Origin of the sequence: Vibrio sp. EJY3, from assembly GCF_000241385.1 — a bacterium.
GTDB classification, from domain to species: domain Bacteria; phylum Pseudomonadota; class Gammaproteobacteria; order Enterobacterales; family Vibrionaceae; genus Vibrio; species Vibrio natriegens.
Map to the genome: position 1 here is coordinate 477,280 of NC_016613.1, position 19,960 is coordinate 497,239.

The 19,960-nt window shown below is 46.1% G+C and carries 11 protein-coding genes; 5 read left to right on the forward strand and 6 right to left on the reverse strand.

Annotation, left to right across the window (positions count from 1 at the left end; genetic code table 11):
- Window positions 1-93: 93 nt before the first annotated feature.
- The 4 genes from VEJY3_RS02210 to gltB (VEJY3_RS02225) all read right to left on the reverse strand — a co-directional run bounded on the left by VEJY3_RS02210 (window position 94) and on the right by gltB (VEJY3_RS02225) (window position 12,450).
- Window positions 94-1,506, reverse strand: a complete 1,413-nt coding sequence (locus VEJY3_RS02210) for an FAD-dependent oxidoreductase (protein WP_014230821.1) — start codon at window positions 1,504-1,506, stop codon at window positions 94-96.
- Window positions 1,507-1,527: 21 nt separating this feature from the next.
- Window positions 1,528-5,991: a glutamate synthase large subunit gene (gltB, locus tag VEJY3_RS02215; RefSeq protein ID WP_014230822.1), complete on the reverse strand. Its 4,464-nt coding sequence runs from the start codon at window positions 5,989-5,991 to the stop codon at window positions 1,528-1,530.
- Window positions 5,992-6,442: 451 nt separating this feature from the next.
- Window positions 6,443-7,912: a glutamate synthase subunit beta gene (locus tag VEJY3_RS02220; RefSeq protein WP_014230823.1), complete on the reverse strand. Its 1,470-nt coding sequence runs from the start codon at window positions 7,910-7,912 to the stop codon at window positions 6,443-6,445.
- Window positions 7,912-12,450: a glutamate synthase large subunit gene (gltB, locus tag VEJY3_RS02225; protein WP_014230824.1), complete on the reverse strand. Its 4,539-nt coding sequence runs from the start codon at window positions 12,448-12,450 to the stop codon at window positions 7,912-7,914. Before gltB (VEJY3_RS02225) ends, VEJY3_RS02220 begins: the two co-directional genes overlap by 1 nt.
- A 555-nt stretch (window positions 12,451-13,005) precedes the next feature.
- Between gltB (VEJY3_RS02225) and VEJY3_RS02230 the strand changes: the two genes are divergently transcribed.
- The 3 genes from VEJY3_RS02230 to VEJY3_RS02240 all read left to right on the forward strand — a co-directional run bounded on the left by VEJY3_RS02230 (window position 13,006) and on the right by VEJY3_RS02240 (window position 17,107).
- Window positions 13,006-13,965 carry a TIGR01212 family radical SAM protein gene (locus tag VEJY3_RS02230; protein ID WP_014230825.1) on the forward strand — a complete coding sequence of 320 codons (960 nt, stop codon included), beginning with the start codon at window positions 13,006-13,008 and terminating at the stop codon, window positions 13,963-13,965.
- Window positions 13,966-14,304: 339 nt separating this feature from the next.
- On the forward strand, window positions 14,305-16,656 hold the full coding sequence (gene arcB, locus VEJY3_RS02235) for an aerobic respiration two-component sensor histidine kinase ArcB (RefSeq protein WP_014230826.1): 2,352 nt from the start codon (window positions 14,305-14,307) through the stop codon (window positions 16,654-16,656).
- A gap of 1 nt (window position 16,657) precedes the next feature.
- The gene (locus tag VEJY3_RS02240; RefSeq protein WP_014230827.1) at window positions 16,658-17,107 is read left to right on the forward strand and encodes a membrane lipoprotein lipid attachment site-containing protein; all 450 of its coding nucleotides are present in this window, start codon (window positions 16,658-16,660) and stop codon (window positions 17,105-17,107) included.
- An 83-nt stretch (window positions 17,108-17,190) separates the two neighbouring features.
- Here VEJY3_RS02240 and arcA read toward each other — a convergent pair whose 3' ends face one another.
- Window positions 17,191-17,907 carry a two-component system response regulator ArcA gene (gene arcA / locus VEJY3_RS02245; RefSeq protein ID WP_014230828.1) on the reverse strand — a complete coding sequence of 239 codons (717 nt, stop codon included), beginning with the start codon at window positions 17,905-17,907 and terminating at the stop codon, window positions 17,191-17,193.
- A gap of 360 nt (window positions 17,908-18,267) precedes the next feature.
- Here arcA and VEJY3_RS02250 point away from each other — a divergent pair, with 360 nt between their 5' ends.
- The gene (locus VEJY3_RS02250) at window positions 18,268-18,675 is read left to right on the forward strand and encodes a DUF3293 domain-containing protein (protein WP_014230829.1); all 408 of its coding nucleotides are present in this window, start codon (window positions 18,268-18,270) and stop codon (window positions 18,673-18,675) included.
- A 58-nt stretch (window positions 18,676-18,733) separates the two neighbouring features.
- Window positions 18,734-19,216 carry a putative 4-hydroxy-4-methyl-2-oxoglutarate aldolase gene (locus VEJY3_RS02255; RefSeq protein WP_014230830.1) on the forward strand — a complete coding sequence of 161 codons (483 nt, stop codon included), beginning with the start codon at window positions 18,734-18,736 and terminating at the stop codon, window positions 19,214-19,216.
- On the opposite strand, the gene VEJY3_RS02260 is transcribed toward VEJY3_RS02255, so the two are convergent.
- Window positions 19,213-19,683 (reverse strand): hypothetical protein, encoded by a 471-nt coding sequence (locus VEJY3_RS02260; protein ID WP_014230831.1) that lies wholly within the window; start codon window positions 19,681-19,683, stop codon window positions 19,213-19,215. The genes VEJY3_RS02255 and VEJY3_RS02260 overlap by 4 nt on opposite strands.
- Window positions 19,684-19,960: the final 277 nt, after the last annotated feature.

The following is a 19,960-nucleotide window of genomic DNA, read 5'->3' on the forward strand; positions in this document are numbered from 1 at the left end:
AGTCGTGCAAATTTTTTGTTATGTAATTATATGTAATAAAAGAAAAAAGGACCCAATAATCGGGTCCTTTTGAGAGATTTAACGTGTTGAACGTTAGACGTCCAGGTAGTCGAGGATACCTTCGGCTGCTTTTCGACCTTCGTCGATCGCGGTTACTACTAAGTCTGAACCGCGTACCGCATCGCCACCAGCAAAGATTTTTTCGTTACTGGTTTGGTATTGAAACTCTTGTTTTAGAGGCGCTTTAATTCGGCCCCACTGGTCAAGATCAACATTGAAAGGTGTTAACCAATCCATTTGATGCGGTTGGAAACCAAATGCCATGATCACAGCGTCAGCAGCTAAAACATGCTCACTACCTTCAACAGGCTCAGGACGACGTCGGCCTGCTTCATCTGGTTCACCAAGTGCTGTTTTCACCACTTTCACGCCAGTTACATTACCCGATGCGTTGACTTCTAATCCCAAAGGTTGAAGGTTGAACATGAATTTCACGCCTTCTTCTTTGGCATTTTTGACTTCTCGGCGTGAGCCCGGCATGTTGGCTTCGTCACGACGATACGCACAGATTACGTTGGATGCACCCTGACGGATAGAAGTACGTACACAGTCCATTGCGGTATCACCACCACCGAGTACCACGACTTTTTTCCCAGCCATATCGATATAAGGCTGGCTATTTTTCAGGTTCATCACTTTATAGGTGTTGGAAATCAAAAATGGCAGAGCGTCATAAACACCCGGTGCATCTTCATTTTCCAAACCCGCACGCATGTTTTTGTAGGTACCCACACCAAGGAAAACGGCATCGTAATCATCGATAAGCTCTTGCATCTGCACGTCTTTACCGACTTCTACGTTCATGCGGAACTCGACACCCATCTCAGTGAAAACGCGGCGGCGATTTTCCATCACCCCTTTTTCGAGCTTGAAAGAAGGGATACCGAAGGTCAGCAGACCGCCAATCTCTGGATAACGGTCAAACACCACAGGTTTGACACCGTTACGGACTAAAATATCGGCAGCCGCCAAACCCGCTGGTCCAGCACCGATGATGGCGACTTTTTTGTCGGTCCATTCGACTTTAGACATATCCGGTTTCCAGCCCATTTCAAAGGCTTTGTCGGTGATGTACTTTTCGATGTTACCGATGGTGACTGCACCAAAGTCATCATTCAGTGTACAGGACCCTTCACACAAACGGTCTTGTGGACAAACACGCCCACACACTTCTGGCAAACTATTGGTTTGATGTGATAGCTCTGCCGCTTCCAGAATACGTCCTTCATTGGCCAGTTTTAGCCATTGAGGAATGTAGTTGTGTACCGGACATTTCCATTCACAGTATGGGTTACCACAGTCCAGACAACGGTCAGCCTGTGCCGTTGCCTGTTGTTTAGTAAACGGTTCGTAGATTTCGACAAACTCAATCTTACGAATTTTAATTGGCTTTTTTGCCGGATCTACGCGTTGAACATCGATAAATTGATAAACGTTCTGGCTCATGATTCAAACATCCTCCATGATTTATTGGGCTTGAACGCGCAGTTCAGCAGCGCTACGACTTTGGTGACCAAGCAGAGTATTCAAATCTGCCGCTTGAGGTTTCACCAAGTAGAACTTCGGAATCCATTCGTCAAAGTTCGCCAAAATATGCTCTGCGTGGCTAGAGCCGGTTTCTTCTAAATGCTCTGCAATCAGACCGCGAAGATGTTCTTGATGTATATACAAGTCAGACAGCGAAATGGCTTCAACCGACTCGTTGTTTACACGGCCTTGGAAGCTTTGGTTTTCATCCAGCACATAGGCAAAGCCGCCTGTCATACCCGCACCAAAGTTCACGCCTGTCGCACCAAGAATCGCGACAATACCACCTGTCATGTATTCACATGCGTTATCACCCGCACCTTCAATGACCGCGATGGTGCCAGAGTTACGCACACCAAAGCGTTCACCCGCTTTACCCGCCGCAAACAGTTTTCCGCCCGTTGCGCCATACAAACAGGTGTTACCGATGATGGTCGCTTCATTACATTTGAACGCAGTACCTAAGTGTGGCTTGATAGCAATCTTGCCCCCCGCCATACCTTTACCTACGTAGTCGTTGGCATCACCAGTAAGGTAAAGTTCTACACCACCAGCGTTCCATACACCAAATGACTGACCTGCAGTGCCATCGAGATGCAGTTTAATCGGTGAGGCCGCCAGCCCTTGGTTACCGTAGCGTTTTGCAATTTCACCTGACAGGCGCGCGCCCACTGAGCGGTCGGTGTTGATCACATTGTAGTAGAAGCTGGCTGAACGGCCTTCTTCGACAGCATTAATAGCGTCATCAACGATGCGTTGGTTCAGCTCTGCTCTGTCAAATGGTGCATTTGGCTCGGTCCAGAACAGCGGATGTCCTTCTGGAGAAACTGGTGCTTCCAGAATATTGGACAGATCCAGTTTGGTTTGTTTTGCGGTGAATCCTTCAACAGCTTCAAGTAGGTCAGTGCGACCTATCAAGTCAGTCAGTTTCTCGACGCCAAGCTCTGCAAGCAGACCACGTACTTCTTCAGCCAAACCGGTGAAGTAATTTATTACCATTTCAGGTAAGCCTTTGAAGTACTCTTTACGCAGGGTTTCATCCTGAGTCGCAACACCTGTCGCACAGTTATTTAGGTGACAGATACGCAAGAATTTACAGCCCATTGCTACCATTGGCGCGGTACCAAAACCAAAGCTCTCAGCACCTAAAATAGCGGCTTTAACCACGTCTAAACCGGTTTTCAGACCACCGTCAACCTGCAAGCGAATTTTATGACGCAGACCGTTGGCAACCAGAGCTTGTTGAGTTTCAGCTAGGCCTAGCTCCCAAGGGCTACCAGCGTATTTCACCGAGGTTAGTGGGCTTGCCGCTGTACCACCGTCATAACCAGAGATAGTGATAAGGTCAGCATAGGCTTTTGCCACACCCGTAGCGATAGTGCCAACGCCTGGTTCAGATACAAGCTTCACCGAAACCAATGCTTTCGGGTTAACTTGCTTCAGGTCGAAGATCAGCTGCGCCAAGTCCTCAATCGAATAAATATCGTGGTGAGGAGGAGGGGAGATCAGCGTCACGCCTTGCACGGAATAACGCAACTTAGCGATTTCTGCCGTGACTTTATGTCCAGGAAGCTGGCCACCTTCACCCGGTTTTGCGCCTTGAGCTACTTTGATTTGCAGCACATCCGCGTTAGTTAAGTAATGTGGCGTTACACCAAAGCGACCCGAGGCAATCTGTTTAATACGCGAGTTACGCTCGGTACCAAAACGGCGAGGATCTTCACCACCTTCACCAGAGTTCGAGTAACCACCGAGTCGGTTCATCGCGGTTGCAAGTGCTTCGTGTGCTTCTGGACTCAATGCGCCGATAGACATCGCAGCGGAGTCGAAACGTTTGAACAGGTCGTTTTTCGGTTCCACTTTATCCAGTGATAACGGGGAATCGGTTTTCTTTAGTGTCATTAAGTCACGCAGCATCGCTACCGGACGTTGGTTTACCTGCTTCGCGTAACTATGATAGTCATTGATATCGCCTGATTTCACTGCAGTTTGCAGCGTACCGACAACATCTGGGTTGTAGGCATGGTATTCACCATCGTGTACGTATTTCAGCAAGCCACCTTGTTCGAGTGATTTACGTTTCGTCCAAGCTTTACGGGAAAGGTTAGTCAGATCTTGCTGGAAGTCTTCAAAGTTCGCCCCGGCAATTCGAGTGGTCACACCTTTAAAGCACAGGTCTACGACTTGCTGGCTCAAACCTACAGCTTCAAAAAGCTGCGAGCAACGGTATGAGGCGATGGTCGAGATGCCCATTTTCGACATGATTTTGTACAGACCTTTATTGATGCCGTACTGGTAGTTCTGCATCACGTCGCGGTAGTCTTTGTTTAGTACGCCATCATCAACCAGCTTACCTAGCGCTTCATAAGCTAAGTATGGATAAACCGCCGTGGCACCGAAGCCAAGCAGTACTGCAAATTGATGTGGATCTCGCGCCGTTGCTGTTTCGACGACAATGTTAGCATCACAACGCAAATTGGCTTTAGCGAGGCGAGTTTGTACTGCCCCTACCGCCATTGCCGCAGGAATTGGTAGTCTGCCTTTTACTAAGGCGCGATCAGATAGGACGACCAGAACGGTACCTTCACGAACCACTTGCTCCGCTTGATCACACAGGAAGTTGATGGCTTGTTCGAGGTCTCTTTCTTCCGGATCGTAATTGATATCGAGAATCGTATTGCGATAGTGATCGTCACTCAATCCCAGCAGTTGCTGCATATCCGAATAGAGCAGAACGGGTGAATCGAACGTCACACGATGTGCGTGCCCGTCGGTTTCACAGAAGACGTTCATCTCCTGACCGATGCTGGTTGCCAGCGACATGACGTGTTGCTCGCGTAGAGGATCGATTGGTGGGTTGGTGACCTGAGCAAATTTCTGACGGAAGTAATCGGTCACTAGACGCTCTTTTGACGACAGCACGGCCATCGGAGTGTCATCACCCATCGAGCCAACCGCTTCTTGTCCCATTTCACCAAGAACACGCAGTACTTGGTCGACTTCTTCGTTGGTCATGGCGAATTGCTTTTGATAAGTCTTAAGCAAGTCTTCATCAAAATTACGTTCACCAACCTGATCTTCAGACAGTTCTGAAAACGGCGTTAGTTTGCGGACGTTGTTCGCCATCCATTCACGATATGGGTGGCGACTTTTCAGATCGTTGTCGATCTCGCTTGATTGCCACAATTTACCTTTTCGGGTATCGACAACCAGCAGCTCACCCGGACCTACACGACCTTTTTGCGCCACTTCATCTGGCGCGTAATTCCAAATACCAACCTCTGAGGCAAGTGTGATCAGCTTGTCTTTGGTGATCACATAACGAGCCGGACGCAAGCCGTTTCTATCTAAGTTACATGCAGCGTAACGGCCATCAGATAATACAATGCCCGCAGGGCCGTCCCATGGTTCCATGTGTTTGGAGTTGAAATCGTAGAAAGCACGCAGATCCTGATCCATATCTGGGTGATTCTGCCATGCAGGCGGCACAAGCATGCGCATCGCACGGAAGATGTCCATACCACCTGCCAGGAATAGGTCCAGCATGTTATCTAAGCTGGAAGAATCTGAGCCTGTTTCATTAACAAATGGTGCAGCAGTTTGCAGATCGGGTAACAGCGGAGATGAGAATTTGTAAGCACGAGCTCTCGCCCACTGACGGTTACCTTCAATGGTATTGATCTCACCGTTATGTGCCAGATAGCGGAACGGTTGGGCTAATGGCCAACGAGGTTGCGTGTTAGTAGAAAAACGCTGGTGGAACAGACAAATCGCAGATTCCATACGAAGATCAGCAAGATCCAGATAGAAGCGCGGTAGATCCGCCGGCATGCAAAGTCCTTTATAGACCAACACTTGGGTTGATAAGCTACAGATATAAAAATCTGGATCTTCCGTGATCTGCTTTTCAATGCGACGTCGAGCTATATATAGACGGCGTTCAATATCTCGCTCGCGCCATCCCGCTGGTGCGGAGATAAATACCTGTTGGATATTAGGCACAGAGTGAAGGGCAATCGGGCCCAGCACTTCGGAATTTGTTGGTACTTCTCGCCAACCCGCAACAGTCAGAGTTTCTTGAGCGAGTTCTTTGTTAACGATTTCTCTCGCTTGCTGAGCTTTGATAGGATCTTGGCTAAAGAAAATCATCCCCACGGCATATTGCTTACCAAGGTTAAAACCATTTTCTTCGGCGACTAGGCGTAAGTAGGAATCGGGCTTTTGTAGTAGAAGACCACAACCATCACCAGTTTTACCATCGGCGGCAATACCACCACGGTGGGTCATACGGTCAAGCGCAGAAATTGCTGTACGAACCAGCTTGTGACTTTGCTCGCCTTCCATATGAGCGATCAAGCCAAATCCACAGTTGTCTTTCTCAAGACTTGGATCATAAAGAGCCATTGCAATTCTCCCTTTGCTTATCTGTCATCCCGACAGATACATCAACACTGCTTATGTTGATAGTGATGACTAACTATGCGTCATTTTTTTGTTTTTATGTATATTTATTCAATAAAAGGCGTGAAATATTTAACAATTTTTGACTGTTTTATTTTCATCAACTTCACAAGCTATAGGTTATTGTAAAAAAGGTCAAGTTATTAGTGGATAATCACGCTAATCAGGGATTTACCATTTAATTGGCTGGAATTATTCAATGATTTCAATTAGATATGAATTTGATTGTTACAATAAAGTAACATTTACTACTGGCTGGAATAAAAAAGACCAGCATAAAATGCTGGTCAAAATAAAAAGACTGGAAGGAATTGTTTTCTTTCTTGTTGAACAGCCAACAATATAATTATTGGCTGCTCGCACTCAGAAAGAGGGAGGAGTGCATCTCCTCCTATTATGCTGAAAGCATCAGCGAGTTTGCTTTTGCTTCTAGGTGTGTACCGCCCATCAGGTATTCATCGATAGAGCGAGCACACTCACGGCCTTCGTTGATACAACGAACGACAAGTGATTGACCTGTACGCATATCGCCTGCAGCGAAAACACCTTCTTGGTTAGTCGCAAAGCCCTGAGTTGCTACATTGCCACGATCATCAAGAGCGATGTCTAGCTGAGCCAGCACACCTGTTGGTTCAGGGTGTAAGAAGCCCATTGCTAGGAAAGCCATGTCACATGGAATTACTCGCTCACTGCCTTCGACTTCTTTGAAGCTTGGGCGCTCGCCAGGTTTTGCATCTTCCCATACGATGTCAGCAATACGCAGACCCGTTACTTCACCTTTATCGTTACCAATGAACTCTTTAGTAAGGATGTTCCAGTGACGATCTACTCCTTCTTCGTGAGAAGTTGAAGTACGAAGGATCATTGGGTACTGAGGCCACGGCATATTCGCAGGGCGTTTTTCTGGTGGAATTGGCATGATCTCAACTTGAGTCACACTCGCTGCACCGTGACGGTTTGAGGTACCAACACAGTCAGAACCTGTATCACCACCACCGATAACTACCACATGCTTGCCTGCTGCGTGAATTTCTTCAGTTTTCAGGTCCATGTTGTTTGCACGGCGGTTGTTTTGACCAAGGAACTGCATTGCGAAGTAAACGCCGTTTAGTTCACGTCCTGGTACCGGAAGGTCACGAGGAACCGTAGAGCCGCCAGTCAGTAGTACCACATCGTATTCTTGACGTAACTGCTGAGCGTTCACGTCAACACCAACGTGTTGGTTCACTTTGAATTCCACACCCGCTTCAGCCATCAGGTTGATCTTACGATCAATCACTTCCATGCTGAGCTTAAAGTCAGGGATACCAAAACGTAGCAGACCGCCGACTTTTTCGTCTCGTTCAAATACCGTCACTGAGTGACCCGCGCTGTTCAGCTGTTCAGCTGCAGCCAGACCCGCAGGGCCTGAACCGATGATTGCAACGGTTTTACCTGTACGAGAGCGTGGCGTTTTTGGCTTGGCGTATCCTTCACGATACGCTGTTTCCACGATGGTTTTCTCAATGTTACAGATGGTGATTGGGTCTTGGTTAATACCAAGTACACAAGAACTTTCACAAGGTGCAGGACATACACGACCCGTAAATTCAGGGAAGTTGTTGGTCGAGCTCAGAATGTTCCATGCTTCTTCCCAGCTATCGCGGTAAACCGCATCGTTAAATTCTGGAATGATGTTACCAATCGGGCAGCCGTTATGACAAAACGGCACGCCACAGTCCATACAGCGAGAAGCCTGAGTATTGATCTTGCTACCAAACTCCTCGTTCAGAACGAACTCTTTGTTGTTCTTGATACGTTCAGCGGGATCGATCTTCTGTGGAAGTTCACGACCATGCTCTAAAAATCCAGTAGGCTTACCCATTACACTGCCTCCGCTTCAGTTTGTTGTGCCTCAGCTTTACGCTTTTGAAGTACCGCTTTGTAATCGCGCGGCATGACCTTAACCATAGAGGCTAGGCTAGCTTCAAAGTTGTCTAGGAAAGACTGAGCAACTTCACTTCCTGTGAATTGAACATGCTTAGTTAACATGTCTAGTAACAGATCTTTGTCTTCTTGTTCGATAGGATCCAAGTCAACGAGTTCTGGGTTCAGTTTGGACTCGAAGTCACCTGATTTATCCCATACGTACGCTACACCACCGCTCATACCAGCAGCAAAGTTGCGACCTGTTGAACCTAGGATGATAGCTGCACCACCAGTCATGTATTCACAGCCGTGGTCACCCACGCCTTCAACCACAACTTTCGCGCCAGAGTTACGAACACAGAAACGCTCACCAGCCATACCGCGGATGAAAGATTCACCAGACGTTGCACCATAGAAACATACGTTACCTACGATGATGTTGTCTTCAGCAACAATGCTAGAGTTCGCATCTGGGTACAGTACTAAGGTACCGCCAGACAAGCCTTTACCCCAGTAATCGTTCGCGTCACCTTCAACTTCGAACTTCACACCTTTCGCAAGGAATGCGCCGAAAGACTGACCAGCAGAGCCTTTGAACTTCACGTTCATTGGCTGTGGCAGACCTTGGTCTTTGTACACTTTCGAGATCTCGTTCGACAGCATAGTACCCGCAGAGCGGTCTGTGTTGACGATAGGGAACTCAGCGTTCACTGCTTCACCTTTCTCAAGCGCCGGAATAGCAGCTTGGATAAGTTTGCGGTCTAGTACTGATTCAAGGTTGTGGTTCTGCACTGTTTGGTTGTATACACCATCGGCTTCACGTGGTTGCTCGATGTGTAGAACAGGAGACAGATCCAGGTTCTTGTATTTCCAGTGAGAAATGTCTTGGCGAACACGCAGTTTCTGGCCTTGGCCAACCATTTCATCGATAGTACGGAAACCAAGTTCCGCCATGATTTCGCGCAGACCCTGAGCCATGTACTGGAAGAAAGTCACTACGTCTTCTACGCGGCCATCAAAGCGCTCACGCAGAGTTTTGTTCTGAGTTGCGATACCAACAGGACAGGTGTTCTTATGACACTTACGCATCATGATACAGCCTTCAACAACCAATGCTGCTGTTGCCACGCCCCATTCTTCCGCACCTAGTAAAGTTGCGATTGCAAGGTCACGAGGTGTTTTCATCTGGCCGTCAGCCTGAACAACGATACGGTTACGCAGACCATTCTTCAGAAGTGTTTGGTGTGTTTCTGCCAAACCTAGTTCCCAAGGAAGACCAGTGTGACGAATCGAAGAAATTGGCGATGCACCTGTACCGCCATCGAAACCAGCGATCAGTACAACGTCTGCTTTTGCTTTCGCTACACCTGATGCGATGGTACCAACGCCTGCTTCAGATACCAGTTTCACGTTTACACGACCCGCACGGTTCGCGTTTTTCAAGTCGTAGATAAGCTGAGCCAAATCTTCGATTGAGTAGATATCGTGGTGTGGCGGTGGAGAAATCAAACCGACGCCCGGAGTTGAGTGACGAGTCGCACCGATCCAGTCATCGACTTTATCGCCAGGTAGCTGACCACCTTCACCTGGTTTCGCACCTTGAGCCATCTTGATTTGAAGCTCTTCTGCGTTAGTCAGGTAGTAAGACGTCACACCGAAACGACCTGATGCAACCTGTTTGATTGCAGAGCGTTCCCAGTCGCCGTTTTCTTTACGCTCGAAGCGAATTGGGTCTTCACCACCTTCACCTGAGTTGGATTTTGCGCCTAAGCGGTTCATCGCAACAGCCAGTGTTGAGTGTGCTTCGTGAGAGATCGAGCCAAATGACATTGCACCCGTTGCAAAGCGTTTTACGATGCTCTCAATTGGTTCAACTTCGTCGATAGAAATAGAACCTGCTGGGTTCTTAATGAACTCAAGTTGGCTACGAAGCGTAACAGCATTGTCGCCTTGCTTATCTACTGCGCTCGCGTACTGCTTGAACTGAGAGTAGTCTTTGTTACGAGTCGATTGCTGTAGCAGAGAAATCGTTTCTGGGTTGAACAGGTGTTTCTCACCACGTTGTTTCCATTGGTAAACACCGCCAACATCAAGCATTTGAATTGGGATTTCACGTTGTGGGTAGCCAATACGGTGACGAACCACGACTTCTTTTGCGATGTCATCCAGAGTCAGACCCTGAATACGAGAAACCGTACCAGTAAAGTATTTGTCTACAACGGATTTGTGAATACCAAGCGCTTCGAAGATCTGTGCGCCGTGGTAAGACTGCAGCGTTGAGATCCCCATCTTAGAGAAGATCTTCAGCAGACCACCGTTAACGGCTTTACGGTAGTTGTTGAACAAATCGCTTGGATTTGCTTCAGGATCGAGCTTTTTCGTACGCTGTAGTTCGATGATGCTTTCGATTACCAAGTAAGGGTTAACCGCGTTTGCACCATAGCCAAGTAGAGTCGCGAAGTGGTGAGTTTCACGCGCGTCACCCGTCTCTACCACGATGTCACACTTAGCACGCAGACCTTTACGGATCAGGTGGTGGTGAACTGCGCCAACCGCCAGCATTGCTGGGATAGCCGCGTGGTTTGAGTTTACTGCACGGTCTGTCAGTAGGATGATTGAGTAGCCGTCGATCACTGCATCTTCTGCGTATTGGCAGATACGTTTAAGTGCGCGCTCAAGTTTTCCTTTTTCTTCGCTTGCCTGGAATACGATGTCCAGTGTCTTAGCTTGTAAGTGCTCGTTATCGATAGCACGTAGCTTCTCAAGCTCAGAGTTAGCCAGTACTGGAGATTCCAGTTCTACCTTTTGACAGTGAAGTGGTGTTTCTGTCAGTAGGTTTTGGTCTTTACCCAAGTAGGTGTTCAGGGACATAACCATACGCTCACGGATCGGGTCGATCGGCGGGTTAGTTACCTGAGCAAACAGCTGCTTGAAGTAGTTTGATAAATGCTGTGATTGGTGAGACAGAACGGCTAGCGGCCAGTCAGCACCCATTGCAGATAGTGGCTCTTTGCCATCGTTTGCCATTGGAACGATGATTTCGTTCACTTCTTCTGAGCTTACGCCAAATGCTTGTTGGCGGTGTAACAAACGCTCTGGAGAAGGTTGGCTAAACTGGTTACTTGCATCTGGCAAGTTTTTCAGACTGAGAAGGTTATCTTCAACCCATTTTTCGTATGGCTGAGACGTAGCAATGGTATCTTTCACTTCTTCATCAGAAATGATACGACCTTGCTCAAGGTCAGCAACAAAGATACGACCAGGCTGAAGACGACCACGGAACTCAACGTTTTCTGGTGCAATGTCGACTACACCAGACTCTGATGCCATAACCAGGAAGTTGTCTTTCGTTACTGTATAGCGAGAAGGGCGCAGACCGTTACGGTCAAGCGTTGCACCTACTTGAACACCATCAGTAAAACATACAGAGGCAGGGCCATCCCATGGTTCCATAATGTTTGCGTGGTACTGATAGAACGCACGACGCTTAGGATCCATGTTTTTGTTTTCTTGCCATGCTTCAGGAATCATCATCATCAGCGCGTGAGGCAGGGTACGACCAGAAAGAACCAGCAGTTCCAGAGCCATATCAAAGTTTGCTGAGTCAGACATGCCTTCTTGACAGATAGGCAGCAGCATATCGATCTCAGCCTGCGTGAACAGGTCTGATTCAATAATCGCTTCACGGGCTTTCATCCAGTTCAGGTTACCGCGAACTGTATTGATTTCACCGTTGTGAGCAATGTAGCGGAAAGGCTGAGCCAGACGCCATCTTGGGAATGTATTGGTAGAGAAACGAGAGTGTACCAGTGCCAGTGCAGTCACCATGGTTGGGTTCTGCAGGTCAAGGAAGTACTGTGGTACCTGTTCTGTCGTCAGCTGGCCTTTATATACCAGAGTCTTGTACGACATAGAGTTGATATAAAACTCGTCTTTGATATTCGATACGCTTTCCAGGCAGACACGTACAGTGTAGTTACGCAGAACGTACAGTTTACGTTCCAGTTCCTCAGGTGTAACACCCGGGCCACCAGAGATAAATACGTGTTCGAATTGCGGCTCCGTGCTAAGCGGGTCGGCACCAAGCATAGAGTTATCTACTGGAAGTACGCGGTAGCCAATAACTTCAAGATCCAGGCGCTTGGCATTGCGCTCTAGAATGTCACGGCACTGTTCACGTTTGTATTCGTCTTTCGGGAAAAGAACGACACCAACACCATATTTTTCGAACGAAGGCAGTTTAATGCCCTGTTTAACGGCTTCTTCCAATAGAAATTCATGAGGTTTCTGCAGCAAGATACCAGCGCCGTCACCGCTACATGGGTCACAACCTTGACCACCACGGTGTTCCATACGCGCCAGCATATCCAATGCTTGCGTTACTACTTCATGAGATTTACGGTTTTTAAGGTGAGCAACAAAACCGATACCACAAGCGTCATGCTCCAGCTCTGGAGTGTACAGACCCTGTGAATTGTGCTCTCTATCTACCATAGATACATCCTTCCAGTTCAATGTAGACGCGAAAACCCCAGACAGACTAAGCCTGTCTAGCGAAATTTAATTTGCGTCTTGTCCTTTATATTTATGATTCGCCACCGGTCGAGGTTGACCAGTCTTGATTCCTTTCCGTATCTCGCAGGAAAAGTGTTGCGAGAAAAACATTCCTTGGTGTTATCTCTTTATTATTTGCCACTTATTGGTGACTTATATAGGTAGGAGTGGGATAACACCGATAATCCCCGCAGTCCGTGTTGTAATCAAAATGACAAAAACTACGTGGATACGTAAGTATCCTACAATTTTGTTACTTCGGAATGCAACGAAAAGTCGACGTTGTGACCCATTTTTTTTGTTTAATTATGCATATTTTGTTTAACAATTACGTAACATTGCCAGTTTTTGTATGTATTTATGCAGGTTTATTGATTTTGACTAGTCTGTGACTCGTTTGGATTGAGTAATATTCTGTGATTTTTCTTGCAGGGATGTAATTTATTTACACTAATCGTAGTGATATTGATTGCGATTTTGGTTTGGTGGAATTTTATGCAGTTACATGAGTTGGTCAACACATTAGGCCAGGATCTTCAGCGCCGATATGGTGAAAAAGTTCATAAATTAACATTGCATGGTGGATTTAGCTGCCCAAACAGAGACGGTACTATCGGACGAGGAGGGTGCACATTCTGTAATGTTGCGTCTTTTTCTGACGAGGAAGTACAGGTTAAAAGCATTCATGAGCAACTTAATGATCGTGCCGGGGAGATCCAACGCGCGAAAAAGTATTTAGCCTATTTTCAGGCGTACACCAGTACTTATGCCGAAGTTCAAGTTCTCAAGAATATGTATGAAGAGGCGCTTAAAGCGGCGGATATCGTAGGTTTATGTGTCGGTACCCGACCTGACTGCGTTCCTGATGCCGTGCTGGACTTACTCTCTGATTACGTCAAGCAAGGTTACGAAATCTGGTTAGAACTCGGTTTACAAACGGCTCATGACGACACGCTGAAGCGAATTAACCGCGGCCATAATTTCGAATGTTATGCGGAGATCACCAAGCGAGCGCGTGCTTTAGGCATTAAGGTGTGCACGCATTTGATCGTTGGTTTACCCAAAGAAACGCGCCAACATAACGTGGAAACCATGAATAAAGTTCTTGAAGTGGGGACGGATGGCATCAAATTGCATGGTTTGCACATTGTTGAAGGCAGCACTATGGCTAAAGCGTGGCGAGCCGGGAAGCTGGAAGCACCTGAGCTAGAAGAGTATGTCGCCATTGCCAGTGAATTAATCCGCATGACGCCGGCGGAGATTGTTTATCACAGGGTTTCTTCTGCGGCACGTCGCCCGACGCTGTTGTCTCCACTCTGGTGTGAAAATCGCTGGTTGGCGATGACAGAGATTGGTCGCGCATTGGACATAGAAGGTGCTCAGGGGAGTTTAACCGGTAAGCCGTTTATCTATAAAAAGCCTGAGCTTAAACTTAAAGCATCTACTCATCTCTGATTTCTTACTGCTAGCGTAAAGTTCTACAGACCCAAGTATTTTATTCCTACTTGGGTCTGTGGTTTACCATTCTACCCTTAGCGCTTCTCATCGCTTTTTAAGTCTTTTCCAATGTCTGTTTCATCGTTCATTATTAAACATACGAACGTTGAAAGAGAAGTTATTGCCAACGCTTTGTGACCTCTTGCTCTAAGTTGATAGTGAGAAGTTTAAATCACCGTATCAAACACGTTAAACTGCTGGTACTTGGTGTTTTTCCATTATTACCCTGACGTTGTATACCAAGGTTCATGTCTAATGTTCAGGGATGATATCTAGCTTTACGCCGTGGAGTCGTGAATGAAACCGATGAAAAATCTTGCCCAGTATTATGTCGACCTTCTGGTGAAACTGGGGATTGTCCGTTTTTCAATTTTGCTAGCACTTGCGCTGGTGGCGTTAGCTGTCGTGGTACAAGTTGGTATTACCTTGGCACTTAAGGGGCGAGTTGACGATATTGATATCGTACGCTCTGTGTTCTTTGGTCTGCTGATTACTCCTTGGGCGGTGTATTTTCTGTCGGTGGTGGTTGATCAGTTGGAAGAGTCTCGCCAAAGGTTAACTAAGCTGGTTTCCAAGCTGAAAGACATGCGCTCGCGCGACCAAGAACTGAACTTCCAGTTGCAACAGAATATTGAAAAGCTCAATCAAGAGATTGAAGAGCGTATTAAAGCCGAAGAAGCTCGCGAAGAAGCGATGAAGGATCTGGAAAATGAGGTCTTTCAGCGTGAACGCACACAGTTAGAGCTCGCGGAGCGAACCGCCTTATTGCGCTCCTTCATTGATGCGTCTCCGGATCTGATTTACTACCGAAATGCGGATGGTGTGTTCTCCGGTTGTAACCGAGCAATGGAAGAGCTGACGGGTAAGAAAGAGCATCAGTTGGTGGGCTTGAGCCCTTGGGATGTCTACAGCAAAGAAATCGCACAGCCAATAGTTGATACGGACCAGAAGGTTTTCACTGATAATCAAGCCATTACCTATGAGCAATGGCTGGAATACCCGGATGGTCGTAAACACTACTTCGAACTGCGTAAGGTTCCTTTTTACAGTAAGGACGGCCGTCACCTGGGCCTAGTTGGTTTTGGTCGTGATATCACCGAACGTAAACGTCATGAGGAGTCTCTGGAAAAAGCCAGCCGAGACAAAACCACTTTCATTTCTACTATCAGTCATGAACTTCGTACTCCACTCAACGGTATCGTCGGCTTGAGCCGAATGCTGCTTGATACTCAACTGACCGAAGAGCAGCGTAAGTACATGCAAACCATCAATGTCAGTGCGATTACGCTTGGAAATATTTTCAACGATATTATCGACATGGATAAGTTTGACCGTCGCAAACTAGAATTATTACCTGAGCCACTTAATTTCGAAGACTTTGTCGCAGAAATAGAGAGTATCTCCGCGTTGATGGCTGAACAGAAAGGTTTGCGCTTCGACTTAGAACGTTTGAGCGATTTACCGAAAGCGATTGAAGTTGATGCCACCCGTTTACGTCAGGTTATCTGGAACCTGGTCAACAACGCCATGAAGTTCACCAAAGAAGGCGGTGTGGTAATGACGGTGAGTGCGGATGTCGAAGATGATTTCGCGACGATTATTATCGAAGTGGAAGATACTGGTATCGGTATTCCTGAAGAAGAGCTGAATAAGATTTTTGCCATGTATTACCAAGTGAAGTCAGGCAAAGATAACTTACACGCAGTTGGTACTGGCATTGGACTGGCTGTATCTAAACAGCTGATTAATATGATGGATGGTGATATTTCTGTAGCGAGTGAAGAGGGCTACGGCAGTACATTTACCGTTTCTATTCATGTTCCAGTCGTGGCTCTAGAAGAACCTATTATCGACGCGCAACGCGATAATGTTCACTTAAATATCTTTATGGTTGAAGATATCGAACTGAACGTGACCGTGGCGAAATCGCTATTGGAAAGCTTAGGCCATTCAGTCACAGTTGCCATGACGGGACAAGAGGCGTTAGTCAATTTCGTTCCGGATCAGTATGACTTGGTTTTACTGGATATTCAGTTGCCTGATATGACTGGCTTCGATGTGGCGAAATACTACCGAGAGCACTACGACAACTTGCCACCGTTAGTCGCGTTGACGGCAAACGTACTGAAAGATCGTAGAGAATATCTGCAAAACGGCATGGATGATGCAATCAGTAAGCCGTTGGCTGTGCATGCTATTCAGTCTGTGATTGATAAGTTTTTTGTGCACAGAGTGGAAAAACCACAGCCGGTTGAAGTTCTTGAAGTTAAGGAAGAACCTGCGCCATCACCTGTGATTGAGACGCATCTGCTTGACCTCGATATGCTGGAGTCTTACGTTGATATTGTGGGGGCGAAGCCCGTTTATGACAGCATCAAAATGTTTGAAGATATGATGCCAGATTATATTGAAGTACTGGACTCCAATATGATCGCGAAAGATAAAGATGGCATCGTCTCTGAAGCGCACAAGATCAAAGGTGCAGCAGGTTCCATCGGTTTGAAACGTATCCAAAGTGTCGCGCAAAAAGCCCAGTCTCCAGATATGCCTGCCTGGTGGGAGAATATTTCAGATTGGGTTGAAGAAATAAAAAATGAATACCTCAACGATATCCAAGTACTAAAAAGTTGGTTAGAACAAAGGAAATAACATGAAGAAACTTGCATCAGTGGCCATTGCTACTGCACTGCTGTCGGGTTGTAGTGCTGTTCCTGAAGTGAATTGGAAACAAGACAGCCAGATAACAATTAATCAAGTCAATATTGAACTCAAGAGTAACCTCTGGGTAAATCTGATGCCGACAATAGGTGAGTCTCAGGAACCCAACCTTCACGGCTCTCTCTCTTTGGAAAGTGATACGGAGTTACCGGCCAATCTGACAGTAGAAGCTTTGATAATTAAACAAGGTGACGAGCAATGGATGCTGGACGAAGACGCTTTAGAAACTCGGACGCATAGCGAAAACCAGTGGGAAGTCGCGTTTACCTGGCAAAATCAACTTAATACTGAAAAGTGGGTTGAGCTGGCAATACTGCTGGATGATGCCGGTAAAAAACGCTGGCTGGTAGAAAAGTATGTAAAGGTAAACAAGGTCTATTAGCACCTATTCTGCTTAAAAAAGCGGTATAGAAAAAGGGCTTGCTCCAATGAGCAAGCCCTTCATGTTTCTCGTGGAATGAAGAATTAGTCTTCTAAATCACCACAGAAGCGGTAACCTTCACCATGAATCGTTGCGATGATTTCTGGTGTACCTGATACAGATTCGAAGTGTTTACGAATACGACGAATGGTTACGTCAACAGTACGGTCGTGTGGTTTAAGTTCACGGCCTGTCATCTTCTTCAGAAGATCGGCACGTGTTTGGATTTTGCCTGGGTTCTCACAGAAGTGCAGTAGCGCACGGAATTCAGAACGAGGCAGTTTGTAGTTATCACCTGACGGGCTCACCAGTGAACGGCTATTGATATCTAGCACCCAACCGTTGAACTCGTATTTTTCTACCGAGCGTTTTTCTTCTTGAACAGCACTTGCGCTCATTGAGCGACTCAACAAGTTGCGCGCACGGATAGTCAACTCACGTGGGTTGAATGGTTTAGTGATGTAATCATCAGCACCAATCTCAAGGCCTAGAATCTTGTCCACTTCATTGTCACGGCCAGTCAAAAACATCAGTGCGATGTTTGCTTGTTCGCGCAATTCACGTGCAAGTAGAAGACCATTCTTGCCTGGAAGGTTAATGTCCATAATGACCAAGTTGACAGAGTTGTCTGATAATACTTGGTGCATCTCTTCACCGTCACTGGCTTCAAAAACAGCGTATCCCTCTGCTTCAAAAATACTCTTAAGAGTGTTACGAGTTACTTGCTCATCTTCAACGATCAGAATCTGCGGGGTTTGCATTGGCGGTACCTAAATTTGTGACAAAATTGTGCTAATAGAATAAATTCTAGGCAAAAATATAACATACAGGTAATGAAATTTTGATAATAAATCAAGTTAATCAAAATTACACTTCTTTCAGTTATCCGCCTTCCATGGAGATTTACCAGCTCACCTACATCCCGTGGCGACTTTTATTCTAATGGGATATTTACCTTTCATTTCCAGTTTCTTATTGGGGGAGGAAACGTAAACACCCTAGATATGGGGCGAATTTTATATTGTTAACAGCATGCTAACAATGCTCAAATGTTAATTCCATGCAGTTTGTTGATTTACATCAATTGATGAAATTTAACTGTTATTAATCATTTAAGAGTTATGATAGAAAAAAATAATACGAACATCGACGCATCGTTATGGAATGCTTATGCAAATTCTTTTTTTCGCTTTGAAACGAAATGGAATGTTTTGAGCTATGTTGTGATAACTGCTTGGAACCCATACAGTAATTTGCGGTCAAAAGAAGATAACTGCATAATTAATCAAAAGCTAGAAAAGCGTCTAAAACACGTTAACTATGTGCCAGTTACTGTAGGTGACCGTACCTTTGAATGGTACGAAGAGAGTTTTGCGGCGGAGATCTCAATAGACGACGCGATAACATTGGCAAACGAGTTTCAGCAGAACGCGATTTATTTTGTTTCTCATGACGACATCTACCTTATTGCCTGCGGTGATCCGATCAATCGACACAAGGTAGCTAAGATGAGTGAGCGACTCGTATAACGAAAACAGGATACTACTCGTTGGAGCGTACTCGGACGAGAAAATTCACGGAGGAAATATGAACGATATAACACCAGATATTTGTGACCAATTTGAAGACCTAGTAACGTTGCTGAATCTGCCACTACAGAACTTTGGACAACGCACCGCGTTTTTTGGCGAAATTGTCACAGTGCGTTGTTATCACGATAACTCCAAGGTTCGAGAAGTGCTTGGGCAGGACGGCACAGGCAAAGTGTTGATTGTCGATGGTCACGGTTCATGCCAAAAAGCGTTGCTCGGTGATCAATTGGCCATCCTTGGTATTGAGAATGGGTGGGAAGGCATTATTGTCTATGGTGCGGTGCGTGATGTGGCGCAAATGTCACAAATGGATATTGGCATTCAAGCGCTTGGCACATGTCCGTTTAAAACAGAAAAGCGAGGATTGGGCGAGGTTAATGTGACAGTAACGATGCAAAATCAGTTAGTGCAGCCGAAGCATTATGTTTATGCAGACTGGAATGGTGTGTTGATCTCAAAAGAAAAACTGGATTTTTAGAAGCGAAACCCTAATCCAACCTCAAAGCCTTGTTGCCAATCTTGATAATCTAGAGTTGCGTGAATATCTAACTTGTCAGTAATTTTCACACGACTAGACACCTCGGCAGCAAGGCCCGTATCTTCTTCATCGACACGCTCGTTGGTGTCAGCTTTGAAAGAACGCAGCGTACTCTTAACAGTGACACGATCATTAAAGTGGTAGCTAACGCCACTTAAAAAGCCGCTTTGATTTTGGACTGGGGAGTTGTTGACGCGTGCACCAACATAAAGATCAACCGAATCAAATAACTCGTACGAGTAACCGCCGTCGATGTTCCATACATCGAAGCTATCCGTTTGATAACTGTCACTTGAGATAAATAACTTGTGTGGGGAAGTCATTGCTGCCCCAGGAAGGGTAGGTAGCTCAGTCGCTAAAGAAACACCAGGCATGGCAAAAAGTAACAGAAAAAGCCATTTTTTCATGCTCACCACTCCTTGTGTTTCAAAACTTTTTATTGGTATGTGCTCAACGCTTCCCAATATTAAAGCATATAATATGAAATGCAGCTCATTTATTTCCCAAATAATTAACTCTCGTGGAGTGTGATCACACTTAAATTGTTGTGCAAGAGTGGTTGCTCTGCATTTTCTTTGATCTTTGCCGTTTTAGCCAAGATCGCCATGAATGTGGGTGGAATGTAACTTTTTCTATGCAAAGCTATTTCGGGAATGAAATACTAAGATAAATTTATTAAAAAAT